Source organism: Streptomyces sp. E2N166 (genome assembly GCF_003671715.1).
Lineage (GTDB): Bacteria > Actinomycetota > Actinomycetes > Streptomycetales > Streptomycetaceae > Streptomyces > Streptomyces thinghirensis.
Genome location: NZ_RAIF01000006.1, coordinates 596905 through 608719 on the forward strand (window position 1 = coordinate 596905; position 11815 = coordinate 608719).

Genomic DNA, 11815 nt, shown 5'->3' on the forward strand with positions numbered 1-11815 from the left:
CTGGTGCGCATCCAGGAGGCGCTGCGGCTGCCCGCCGAGCCGCCGGTGCGGTCGGCCGCCCCGCTGCCCTCGGCCGGGGACCGGCCCGCCGCCCTCGCCTTCCACGACGTCCGCTTCCGCTACGCGGACGATCTGCCGTACGTCCATCACGGGGTGACCTTCGACGTGCCGGCCCGCGGGATGACGGCGTTCGTGGGCCCGTCCGGTGCGGGCAAGACCACCGTGTTCTCGCTCGTCGAGCGGTTCTACGACCCCGAGTCGGGGGAGATCACGCTGGACGGGCGGAGCCTGGCGGACTGGGAACTGTCCTCCCTGCGGGCCGCCATCGGCTACGTGGAGCAGGACGCCCCGGTGCTGTCCGGGTCGCTGCGGGACAACCTGTTGCTGGGCAACGGGGAGGCGGCCGACGACACGCTCGCCGGGGTGCTGAAGACGACCCGGCTGGACGGTTTGGCCGCCAAGCTGCCGAAGGGTCTCGACACCCTGGTCGGGCACCGCGGCACCAAGCTGTCCGGCGGCGAACGTCAGCGCGTCGCCATCGCCCGGGCGCTGCTGCGCCGTCCCCGGCTGCTGCTGCTCGACGAGGCCACCTCGCAGCTGGACGCGGTCAACGAGGCGGCGCTGCGCGACACCGTGGCCGACGTGTCCCGCACGACGACGGTGCTGGTCGTCGCCCACCGGCTGTCCACGGTGACGATGGCCGACCGGATCGTGGTGATGGACGCGGGGAGCGTCCGCGCTGTCGGCACGCACCGGGAGCTGGTGACCGCCGATCCGCTCTACGCGGAGCTGGCGGCGACCCAGTTCCTGGCCACCGGCGGCTGAGCCGGGCGCGTGCTGACGCGCGTGAGGGCCGCCCGGAGCCGGGCGGCCCTCGACGGCGGGTCGGTCCGGCGGTCAGCCCAGGGCGGGGACGGCGCCGAACAGCGGCGAGACCAGGCCGGTGACCTGCTGGAGCTGCTGGAGGTCCTGGAGCCGGTTCAGCTGCTGGGAGGGCCGCGGCATCCGGGCGCGGTCCTCGGCGGGCATGTCACTGACCGCGAGCGAGTCCAGCGTCTGCGTCACGCTGAGCTTTTCCATGCCCAGCGCGCCTGTCTCGGCCGCGCTCGCCGTCGGCGCGGCGAGGCCGGTGACACCGGCGGCGAGCCCGACGGCGGCGACGATACGTCGTGTGGAGATCATGCTCTGAGCAACGCGCGCGGGCCGGGCCCGGACACGGGCGAGCGGCGCCGCTCACTCGTGAGGACCAGTGGCCCGGCCGCGATTGCCGTGGGCGCCGGAGCGGAGGAAGCTCGAAGGAGAGGGCCACGGCGGCCGGTTTCTCCCTTCCCCGGGCCGCGGCCTTCGAAGGAGGTCGTCATGGGTACCACGGCAGACCCCGGCTTCGACACCGAATCGCTGCGCCGGGCCATCGAAGGACGGACGGCGGCACCCCTCGTGTCGCTCTACACGCCGGACGCGGAGGTCCGCATCGTCGACAGGTACGACCAGCCCAGCCGTCCCAAGGTCCTGCACGGCCGTGACGCGATCGCCGAGATGCTCGACGACGTGTACAGCCGCGACATGACGCATCGGCTGGACCGCTGCGTCGTCCAGGGCGACCACGCCGCGTTCACCGAGGAGTGCACGTATCCGGACGGTGAGCGGGTCCTCGCCGAGTCGATGCTGTCGCTGCGGGACGGCAGGATCGTCGAGCAGACCACCATCCAGGTCTGGGACGAGTAGCGGGGCCCGGCCCGCGGGGGCCGGGCAGACCGGGCGGCCCGGATGGCGCGGGTCGGTCGCCACGACCAGTTCGGTGTGGCGGCCGTCGGCCGTCCAGCGCACGACGCGTTCCACGGGGAGGGTGACCGGGGGCTCGCCTTCGGGCATGCCCAGGCTCCAGGACTGCACGTGCGTGCCCTTGCGCGGATCCTCATCAACGAGATCGAGGGCACCTGCTCGTCGCCGCCACCCGCGAGAAGGGACGGTCGCCCGCCGCACGCACCGTTCGATTGGCCGACGGCCCATCAGCGCGCCGAGGTCGAGCGTCGCTTCGAGGCGGAGTATCCCGTCCTCGCCCGTGGCTCCTGGCAGCGCACGGCCGAGCGTGCGGAGCGGCCGCGCGGCGGGTACGAGCGGAGGTACCGGGCGCTGCGGCGCCGCATGCTGATCGGCTCTCTGGTGGGATGGTGTGCGGTGCTGGGCTGCGCGGGCGCGCTGGCTCTTGCCCTGGCGTGATCAGCTCGCCGGGGCGGCGGGGCTCCATCCCGGTGGGCGGAGGACGGCCAGGAGCTGGCGGACCAGTTCGTCGACGACCTCGTCGAGGGTCGCGTCCACCCAGCCCGCGCTGTAGTCGTGGAGCAGGCCGTTGACACCGCCGATGAACGCCGTGGCGGCGAGCCGGTAGTCGCGGGGCGCCGCCTCCCCGCGCGCGGCGGCGGACTGGGCCTCGGCGCAGATGAGGTCGACCCAGCGGGCGCGGCGGGCCAGCCGCTGTTCCTCCAGGCGCGGGCTGACGCCGATGATCTCTACGAAGGTGATCCGGACGCGGCGCGGATCGCCGGTGACGTCCGCGGCGTAGGCCCGGAAGATCGCTGCGGCACGTTCGGGAAGCGGCAGTTCGCGCGCGTCGGCCGCCGCGGCGAGGACGGCTTCCTCGGCCCAGGCGTTGACCTGGAGGTGGAGGGCGGCGAGCACGTCCTCCAGGGTGCGGAACTCCTCGTAGAACTGGCGGGTGGACAGTCCGGCGGCCTCGCTGAGGGCGGCCACGGTCGTGGCGCGGTAGCCGGGGGTGTCGCCGAACAGCCGGAGCGCGGCGGTGAGGAAGCGGTCGCGCCGCTCCGCCTGTCGCTGCGCGGCGGACTTGCCGCCGTAGCGGCCCGTCGGCGCCCTGAGCCTGCCCGCCACCCGGTCCCCCTCCCACGCCAACTCCTCACCCCGCGGCCAATTTTGTCGTGAACGCGGTCTTGTGGAGAAGGGCGCCCCTTCCTTACTTTGCAGTAAGTTCACTCTGAAAGCGGCTGTGTTCAGAATTCGCGCCCCACCGCCCCCATCACGCCCACTGCCAGAGGAGAGCAGCATGTCTGCCTTCGGTACCAGGCACCTTCGCGCCGTAGCCGCCGCCCTCGCCCTCACCGTCACCGCCCCCGCGACCACCGCCGCGGCGGCCCCGGACGCCCGGGACAGCCTGCGCGAGGTGATGTTCGTAGGCAACAACTGGGACGGCACCGCCGACGTCATCCGCTCCACCGGCGACTTCGCGAGAATCGGCCGGATCGACGTCATCCCGGACCAGGACGAGCGGATGGCCGAGATCAACGCCGATCCGATCAAGTGGATCTACTTCCAGGCCATCCGCAACAGCGTCGGCGAGGGACACGACCAGTTCGTCGACGACATGTACTCGACGCCGGACGGCGGGTCGGTGGTCGTCTCCCGGCCGAGCTTCGCCGACGTCGTCTCCATCGACCTCGCCACCGGCGACATCGACTGGCGCTTCCCCGTCTCGGGTTACCGCTCCGACCACATGGCGGTCTCCCCCGACGGCACCCGGGTCGCGGTGTCCGCCTCGACCTCCAACACCGTGCACGTCCTGGACATCCGGACGGGCGAGGAACTCGGCTCCTTCGGCACCGGTGACAAGCCGCACGAGAACATCTTCACCAGTGACGGCAAGTACATCTGGAACATGTCCATCGGCGAGGTGAACACCGCGCTCGACGCCCCCTGGCTGGACTGGACGAAGGGCAACCGGCGCATCACGGTCGTGGACGCGACGACGTACGAGCAGGTCAAGGTGATCGACATGCGCGAGCGCCTCGACGCGGTCGGTCTCGACGACCACTCCGACGCCGTGCGGCCCGCCGCCTTCTCGCCCGACGAGTCCAAGCTGTATTTCCAGGTCTCGTTCTTCAACGGCTTCCTCGAGTACGACATCGCCTCCGACCGGATCACCCGGACGAAGACCCTGCCGAAGAACCCGGCCACCAGCGAGGACCGCACCACCTGGGTCAACGACTCGCGGCACCACGGCATCTCCATGAGCCCGGACGGCGCCAAGCTGTGCGTGGCGGGCACGATGGACGACTACGCGACGGTCGTCGACCGCACGACGCTCCAAGAGGGGCCGCTCGTCCCCGCCGCCAAGCCGTACTGGGCCACGGTCAGCGGCGACGGCACCCACTGCGTGGTCTCCGAGAGCGGGTCCGACCAGGTCACGGCCATCGACTTCGCCACCGGCGAGAAGTCGGTGTCCGTCCCTGTCGGCGACCACCCCCAGCGCGTCCGTCTCGGACGTGTGGCGGCGGACTGGACGGGGCCGTCGGCCGGCTGATGTGCCGTGCGGCCCGGGCCGGACATGTCGTCCCGAATCCGTGTGTGTGAGCCCGCCCGGGAGGGGTAGTCGCCCGGCAACGGATGAGGCATGCATGTCCTCGGCACTACTTCCCTCGGAAGGAGGTCCGTGACAGCGCACTCCAGAAGCGCCCGGGCCGCTTCCTCCGACACGAAGCGTCCCGGGCCGCCCCGGGCAGCGCCCTCACGAGCGCTGCCCCCTCTCCTTCTCCCCCTTCGGCCCCTGCCCTCGCCGGAGTGACGGCCTACCGCCTCGGCAGCCGGTGCAGCTCGACGTCCGCGAGCCGGCCGTCGGCGACCTCGGCCGTCATGTAGGTGCAGTAGGGCTGACGCCGCCGGTCGGTCGGCGAGCCGGGGTTGAGCAGGCGCAGGCCGGTCTCGGTGGTGGTGTCCCAGGGGATGTGGCTGTGTCCGAAGACCAGGACGTCGAGGTCGGGGTAGCGGTCCGCGCAGCGTCTCTCGCGCCCCTGGGCGGCACCCGTCTCGTGGACGACACCGAAGCGCAGGCCGCCGAGGTCGGCGTACGCCACCTCGGGCAGCCGGGCGCGCAGCCCGGGTCCGTCGTTGTTGCCGTACACGGCGACGAGTCCGCGGCTGCGGCTTTCCAGCAGGTCGAGGGTGGCCGTGTCGACCCAGTCGCCCGCGTGCAGGACGACGTCGGCCCGGGGGATTTCGGCCAGTAGCGGCGCGGGCAGTTCCCTGGCCCGCTTCGGCAGGTGGGTGTCGGACATGAGCAGCAGGCGCACGGATCCAGCCTAGAGGAAGGGGCTGGTGTGGCCTGTGTTGCGCAACGGCACCTACGAGGCCGTGCGGCGCTTGAGCGGCTCCCACCAGGAACGGTTGTCCCAGTACCAGGCGACGGTCCCGGCCAGCCCGGCCGTGAAGTCGTGGCGGGGGCGGTAGCCCAGTTCGTCGCGGGCCTTGCTCCAGTCGACGCTGTAGCGCAGGTCGTGACCCTTGCGGTCCTCGACCCGCACGACCCGGTCCCAGCCGGCGCCGCATGCGTCGAGGAGCAGGCCGGTCAGGTCGCGGTTGCTCAGCTCGGTGCCGCCGCCGAGGTTGTACACCTCGCCGGCCCGGCCCCTGGTCCGCACGAGGTCGACGCCCAGGCAGTGGTCTTCGACGTGCAGCCAGTCGCGGACGTTGCGCCCGTCGCCGTAGAGCGGGACCCGTCGGCCGTCGAGGAGGTGGGTGACGAAGAGCGGCACGAGCTTCTCGGGGAACTGGTGCGGGCCGTAGTTGTTGGAACACCTTGTCACCCGCACGTCCAGGCCGTGGGTGCGGTGGTACGAGAGGGCCAGCAGATCGCCCGACGCCTTCGAGGCGGAGTACGGGGAGCTCGGCCGCAGCGGGTGCTCCTCGGTGGCCGAGCCGGAGTCGACGGAGCCGTAGACCTCGTCGGTGGAGACGTGCACGAAGGGGCCCACGCCGTGGCGCAGGGCCGCGTCCAGCAGCACCTGGGTGCCGACGACGTTGGTGAGGACGAACTCGGCGGCGTCGTGGATCGAGCGGTCCACGTGGGACTCGGCGGCGAAGTGCACCACCTGGTCGGCCTCGGCCATCAGCTTGTCGACGAGTGCGGCGTCCCGGATGTCGCCGTGCACGAACTCCAGCCGGGGGTGGCCTAGGTCGAGGTTGTCGAGGCTGCCGGCGTAGGTGAGACCGTCCACGACCGTGATCCGCGGCGGCTCGGGCGCGCCGGGGGCGAGGAGCGTCCGGACGTACCGTGAGCCGATGAATCCGGCGGCGCCGGTGACCAGAAGGTTCATTGACGGTGCTGTGCCTTGCTGCGGTCGGGGGGACGGACGGTGGAGGACGGACGGTGGTGGGCGCCCCCGACGTTACCGGCGTGCCCCGGGTGGTCCGCGGCCGGCCCGGACGCGCACCGCGCCGGCACATGGCCGGCGCGCTGGGCAGCTTCCCTCACCCCCGGGCGGTCAGTCCTCGCCCCTGACGATGTTCGACTCCTGGCCCCATTGCGGTGCGCGTGCGACGTTCCCGTCCTCGACCGCCGGTATCCAGGTGCGCATGACACCCCTGCTCCGCAGGCGGCGGGCCTTCGACCAGCCTGTCTCCAGGCGACGGACAACGGGTTTCTCGCTGGTGTCCGTGGTCACGATGCATCATCTTCCTTCTGCGTCCGGTGCCGATGCCGTGCGGGTCCCCGGCCGTGACTCCGCGAAACACCGGGCTCCGGCGCCCCTACGGGTTGGGCCGGGCCACGCTGATGTCGCCCAGCGCCGACTCCGGGTCGCGCTCCATGGCCAGGTCTCCGAGGGAGACGATGCCGACGGGGCGTCCGTCGTCGACGACCGGGACACGGCGTACGGCGTGCTCGCGCATCAGCTCGACGGCGTGGTTCAGCTCGTCGTCGGACCGCACGGTCACCACGTCGTCGCTGCACGCGCCCGCCACGGTGGTCTGCTCCGGGTCGCCGCCCTCCGCGACGGAGCGGATCACAAGGTCACGGTCGGTTACCAGGCCGCGCAGTTCGTCACCGTCCGTGACGAGTACGGCGCCGAGGTCCTGGTCGCGCATGATGCGGGCCACCGCGGTGACGGAGCTCTGCGGCTCCACGGTCACCGGGTCGCCGGTCATGATGTCGCGGACGTACTGCGTCATGACGTGATCCCTCGTTTCCTCGCTCGTGGTGTGGCCCGCCGAGTACCCGGCGAAGCGGCACCGGCACCTACTTCGGGCCGTGGCGCACGGGGATCTCGCTCCAGACCTGCTTGCCGCCGCTGACCGGCAGCGTCCCCCACGTCGCCGACATCGCCTCGACGAGGAGGATGCCGCGTCCGCCCGTCGCCTCCCACCCGATGCTGGTCGGCTTGACGGGCGTACGGGGCGAGGCGTCGGCGACCGCGACGCGCAGCCGGGCGCCGATCAGGGTGAGGTCGAGGCGGACCTTGCCGTCGGTGTGCACAAGGGCGTTGGTGACCAGTTCGGAGACGATCAGGAGGACACCGTCGATGCTGTCGTCCGGCACTCCCCAGGAGCGCAGGGTGCGGCGGGTGAAGCGGCGGGCGTGCCGCACGGCCTCGGGCAGCCGCCACACCGACCAGCTCTCCCGCAGCGGTCGCAGGGCCATGCCGTCGTAGCGCACCAGCAGCAGGGCGACGTCGTCGCTGCGGCGGGCGTCACCGAGCAGGGCGTCGGCGACGAGCCCGAGGTGGGCGGGGTCGGAGGCGGCCAGCGCGTGCGCGAACCGGTCCATGCCCTCGTCGATGTCGGCGTCGGCGGACTCCACGAGGCCGTCCGTGGTGAGGCCGATCAGCGTGCCGGGCCGCAGCCGCAGCGGACTCATCGGGAAGTCGGCCTGCGTCACCACACCCAGCGGCGGGCCGCCCTCCACCTCCGCGATCTCCGTCGTGCCGTCGGAGTGGCGCAGTACCGGCGGCAGATGTCCGGCCCGGACGCACCAGGCGGAGCCCTCCTCCATGTCGAGGTCGACGTAGACGCAGGTGGCGAAGAGGTCGCTCTCCATGTCCATGAGCAGCCGGTTGGCGTGGGAGACGACCACGTCCGGCGGATGGCCCTCGACGGCGTAGGCGCGCAGGGCCGTGCGCATCTGGCCCATGAGGGTGGCGGCGCCGGCGCTGTGGCCCTGGACGTCGCCGATGATGAGGGCGACGTGGTGGTCGGGCAGCGGGATCACGTCGTACCAGTCGCCGCCCAGCTCCAGTCCCGCGGTGCTGGGCAGATAGCGGGCGACGGCGACCGCGCCGGGCAGTTTGGGCAGGCGGCGCGGGAGCAGCTGGCGCTGGAGCATGCCGACGAGTTCGTGCTCCGCGTCGAAGGCGCGGGCGCGCATCAGGGCCTGCCCGGCGAGGCCTGCGGAGGCGGTGAGCAGGGCACGTTCGTCGGGGCCGAAGTCGTGCGGGGTGTCCCAGCCGATCAGACAGGCGCCGGCCATGCGACCGCCGGCGGGCAGCGGCAGGACCGCGAGGCCGCCGGGGCCGACGTCGGCGAGGGCGGGTTCCAGGTCGCCGGTGCCGGCGGGCCAGATCCGGGCCCGGCCCTCACGGAGCGCGGCGGCGAGGGTGGGCATGGCCCGTACCGGCGCGTCGGGCCACTCGGTGCGCCATTCCAGCCGCCACAGCTCGGGCCAGGACTCGGGCTCGGGCGGGTCGAGGACGGTGACGACGAGCCGGTCGTTCTCCAGCTCGGCCAGCGCGATCCGGTCGGCGCGCAGCGGCCTGCGCAGCGCGGCGACCACGGCCTGGCTGACGTCCCGGACGGTGCCGGCGGTGGCGAGCGCGGCGGCCAGCCGCTGGACGCGGGCCACGTCGGTCACGTCGGGGCGCAGGGTGGAGGCGTCTGCGACGGTACCGACGAGACGGGCCGGTTGCCCTTCGCCGCCGGGCTGCAGCCGTCCGCTCAGCCGGAGCCACTTGGGCCGGCCGGTGGGCTGGAGCACCCGGAACTCCAGCTCGCGGTCGCCGATGGTCATGTGGTCGGCCTCCGTCACCGACATCAGCGAGGGCAGGTCCTCGGGCACGGTCAGGCCGAGCAGCGTCTCGACCTTGCCGTCGAACTCGCCCGGGGCAAGTCCGAACAGGCGCAGGATGTCGTCGCCGATCTCGACCCGGCCGGTGTCCATGGCCAGGGTGAAGGCGCCCGGCTGCAGTTCCCCTGTCTCGCCGACCGCGGCCGGGGCGGGGCAGGTCACGGCGTCGGCGATCAGTTCGAGGCAGGCCCGGTCGTCGCCGTCGAAGCCTTGCGGGCGTTCGGTAAGGGCGAGGAGGCACCCGCCGCCGTCCCCGTGCACGGGCAGGGTGGCGAGGGAGAAGCCGCTCGACGGCACGCGCCGCGACTCGGCCGATCCGGCGAACTCCTCGGGTCCGAGCCAGACCGGCCTGCCGCCGCGGTGGGCGTCGGCGACCGGGGAGCCGCCGGACGCGGGGTAGCTGTCGCGCACGCCGTACAGGATCCGCGGCACACCGGCCGACTCGACCAGGCAGAGCAGCTCCCGGTTCTCGCCCGGCGTGTAGAGGGCGGCGAAGGAGGCGCCCGCGAAGACCAGCGCCTGTTCGAGGACGCGGCGCAGCCGCTCGTCCGGGTCCGGGCCGGACCCGATCGCCTTCAGGGCACCCTCGGCACGCAGCGTTCTCGATCCGCGTTCCGCAGCGCCCTCACTGACCACGCCGCCATTACAGCGCTTATGGGACACCTGCGCAGCCCCTGCGGACGGGGAACCGGTGAACGGACGCGTGGAAGGGCTCGCGGGCGCGGTGCGGGCCAGGCCCCGGCGCGGGCACGAGACACCGCGCGCCACACGCACCGGACCTGCCGATACGGCGCTCGCCGTGCGCGGCGGGCGCTCGGGGAGGAGATTTGAACCCGGGGGCACACGGGCGCCGCCGTGCGAGGAGGTGGTCGGCGTGTCCGACGATCGGCCGACGTCACCGGTGCCCGTGGACGCGAGGGCATCGGGCGGTCATCCGGTGCTGTCCCTGGCGCTGGCCGCGATGATGGAGGACGTCCACGCGCACTCCGGGGCGGTGTACCTGCTCGGTGCCGATCCTCCGGTGCTGGAGATGGCGGTGATGGCGGGGCTGCCGAGGGCGTTCGCGGCGCCGTGGGAACGGGTGCCGCTGCACGCGCGGGTCCCGGTGGCCGACGCGGTGCGTGGGCGGCGGCTGGTCTGGGTCGGCGACGAGCAGGAGATGGCGCGGCGGTATCCCCGGGTCGCGGTCGTCCTGCCCTATCCGTTCGCACTGGTCGCGCTGCCGGTCGCGACCGATTCCACGGTGTACGGCGCGGTCTTCCTGACCTGGCCCGGTACGCGTTCCCCGGGACTGTCGGACCGGGAGCGGGACCAGCTGACGGCGGCCTGCCGACGCCTGGCGGTGCGGTTGGAGCGGGCGGCGGCGGCGAGTGTCCCCGTGCACCCCGAGCCCGATCTGCTGGCCGCCCCGGTGGTCGGGGGCGCGCCGGGCACGCTCGGTTCGCTGGAGGCCGTACGGATGGTGGGGCGCCTGCCGTACGGGCTGTGCTCGCTCGACCTGTACGGGCGGGTCGGCTTCGCCAACCCGGCGGCGGCCGAGCTCCTGGACGTACCGGTCGCCGCACTGCTGGGCACGCAGTTGTGGACGTCGGTGCCGTGGCTCAACGACCCGGTGTACGAGGACCGGTACCGGGCCGCGCTGTTCAGCCAGCACGCCACGTCCTTCGTCGCGCTGCGTCCGCCCGGCGACTGGCTGTCGTTCCGGCTGTATCCGACCCGGACCGGGCTCAGCGTCCGCATCAGCCGGGCCCGGGGCCTGTCGCGGCCGGGCCCGGCCGAGCCGGTGCCGGACGTGGGCGCCCCGCCGCGGCTGGTGACCATCTCCCAGGTGGTCAGTCTGACCGGCGCGCTGTCCGAGGCGGTGGGTGTGCAGGACGTGGTGCAGCTGATCGCGGACGAGATCGCCCCGACCGTGGGCAGCCAGGGCCTGGTCGTCCTCGGCTCGCGGGCGGGCCGGCTGCACGTCCTGGGGCACCGCGGCTATCCGGACCGGCGCAACGCGGAACGCTTCGACGGTACGCCGCTCACCGAGCGGATCCCGGGCGCGCAGGTCCTCCGGACGGGGGTGCCCGCGTTCTTCGAGTCCTGGGAGCAGCTGGAGCGTCTGTACCCGGCGCAACGGGGTACGCACGACGGCTTCGCGGCCTGGGCCTTCCTGCCGCTGATCGCCTCGGGGCGGCCGGTGGGCACCTGTGTGCTCGCCTACGAGCGGCCGCACTCCTTCACGACGGAGGAGCGGGCGATCCTGACCAGCCTGGCCGGGCTGGTGGCGCAGGCCCTGGACCGGGCCCTGCTCTATGACGCGAAACACCGGCTGGCTCACGGGCTGCAGGAGGCCCTGCTGCCGCACTCGCTGCCCGCGCTGCCCGGCATCGAGGCCGCCGCCCGCTATCTGCCGGCCACCCGGGGCATGGACATCGGCGGCGACTTCTACGACCTGGTGCCGGCCCGGGACACGGCGGCGGCGGTGATCGGGGACGTCCAGGGCCACAACGTGACCGCGGCCGGGCTGATGGGGCAGGTCCGCACCGCGTTCCGCGCGTACACGACCGTCGGCCAGGTTCCCGAGGAGGTGGTGCGCAGCACCAACCGCCTGCTGATCGACCTCGGGACCGAGCTGTTCGTCAGCGCTCTGTACCTGCGGCTCGACCCGGGGCGCGGGCGGGCGGTACTGGCCCGCGCGGGTCACCCGCCGCCGCTGCTGCGCCTCCCGGACGGGCGGGTCGGCGTGCTGGAAGTCCCCGGCGGCCCCCTGCTGGGCATCGACCCCTCGGCCGAATACCCCCGCACAGAGGTCGCCCTCGCCCCCGGCTCCCTGCTCGCCCTCTACACCGACGGCCTGGTGGAGTCCCCCGACGTCGACATCGAGGACGCCCTCGCCGACCTGGCCCACCGGCTGTCCGAGGCCGGGGACCTGCCGCTGGACGAACTCGCCGACCATCTGGTGCGCCACGAGACGGGCGCGGAGGA

At 73.1% G+C, this 11815-nt stretch carries 12 protein-coding genes; 5 read left to right on the forward strand and 7 right to left on the reverse strand.

The window, feature by feature from the left end; genetic code table 11:
- A partial coding sequence (locus EBH09_RS03120) for an ABC transporter ATP-binding protein (protein WP_153182597.1) occupies positions 1-825 on the forward strand: 825 nt, incomplete at its 5' end.
- A 72-nt stretch (positions 826-897) separates the two neighbouring features.
- On the opposite strand, the gene EBH09_RS03125 is transcribed toward EBH09_RS03120, so the two are convergent.
- Positions 898-1182 (reverse strand): hypothetical protein, encoded by a 285-nt coding sequence (locus EBH09_RS03125; RefSeq protein WP_121745472.1) that lies wholly within the window; start codon positions 1180-1182, stop codon positions 898-900.
- 177 nt (positions 1183-1359) lie between these two features.
- Here EBH09_RS03125 and EBH09_RS03130 point away from each other — a divergent pair, with 177 nt between their 5' ends.
- Both EBH09_RS03130 and EBH09_RS03135 read left to right on the forward strand, forming a co-directional pair.
- Complete coding sequence (locus tag EBH09_RS03130) at positions 1360-1725, forward strand: nuclear transport factor 2 family protein (RefSeq protein ID WP_121745473.1); 366 nt, start codon at positions 1360-1362, stop codon at positions 1723-1725.
- Between the two features lie 168 nt (positions 1726-1893).
- Positions 1894-2220 (forward strand): hypothetical protein, encoded by a 327-nt coding sequence (locus EBH09_RS03135; protein WP_238697166.1) that lies wholly within the window; start codon positions 1894-1896, stop codon positions 2218-2220.
- Here the strand turns inward: EBH09_RS03135 and EBH09_RS03140 are convergent, their stop codons facing one another.
- Positions 2221-2889 (reverse strand): TetR/AcrR family transcriptional regulator, encoded by a 669-nt coding sequence (locus EBH09_RS03140; protein ID WP_121745474.1) that lies wholly within the window; start codon positions 2887-2889, stop codon positions 2221-2223.
- A 172-nt stretch (positions 2890-3061) separates the two neighbouring features.
- Between EBH09_RS03140 and EBH09_RS03145 the strand changes: the two genes are divergently transcribed.
- Positions 3062-4315: a YncE family protein gene (locus tag EBH09_RS03145; RefSeq protein ID WP_121745475.1), complete on the forward strand. Its 1254-nt coding sequence runs from the start codon at positions 3062-3064 to the stop codon at positions 4313-4315.
- A gap of 265 nt (positions 4316-4580) precedes the next feature.
- Here EBH09_RS03145 and EBH09_RS03150 read toward each other — a convergent pair whose 3' ends face one another.
- The 5 genes from EBH09_RS03150 to EBH09_RS03170 all read right to left on the reverse strand — a co-directional run bounded on the left by EBH09_RS03150 (position 4581) and on the right by EBH09_RS03170 (position 9481).
- Positions 4581-5081, reverse strand: coding sequence for a metallophosphoesterase (locus EBH09_RS03150; RefSeq protein WP_121745476.1), 501 nt, complete (start codon positions 5079-5081; stop codon positions 4581-4583).
- Between the two features lie 51 nt (positions 5082-5132).
- Entirely contained in the window at positions 5133-6104 is a 972-nt protein-coding gene (gene rfbB / locus EBH09_RS03155; protein WP_121745477.1) for a dTDP-glucose 4,6-dehydratase, read from the reverse strand.
- 168 nt (positions 6105-6272) lie between these two features.
- Complete coding sequence (locus tag EBH09_RS03160) at positions 6273-6452, reverse strand: hypothetical protein (protein WP_121745478.1); 180 nt, start codon at positions 6450-6452, stop codon at positions 6273-6275.
- Positions 6453-6537: 85 nt separating this feature from the next.
- Positions 6538-6957, reverse strand: a complete 420-nt coding sequence (locus EBH09_RS03165) for a CBS domain-containing protein (protein ID WP_121745479.1) — start codon at positions 6955-6957, stop codon at positions 6538-6540.
- Positions 6958-7024: 67 nt separating this feature from the next.
- Positions 7025-9481, reverse strand: coding sequence for a SpoIIE family protein phosphatase (locus tag EBH09_RS03170; RefSeq protein ID WP_238697167.1), 2457 nt, complete (start codon positions 9479-9481; stop codon positions 7025-7027).
- 238 nt (positions 9482-9719) lie between these two features.
- Here EBH09_RS03170 and EBH09_RS03175 point away from each other — a divergent pair.
- On the forward strand, positions 9720-11815 hold a 2096-nt coding region (locus EBH09_RS03175; protein WP_238697168.1), incomplete at its 3' end, for a GAF domain-containing SpoIIE family protein phosphatase.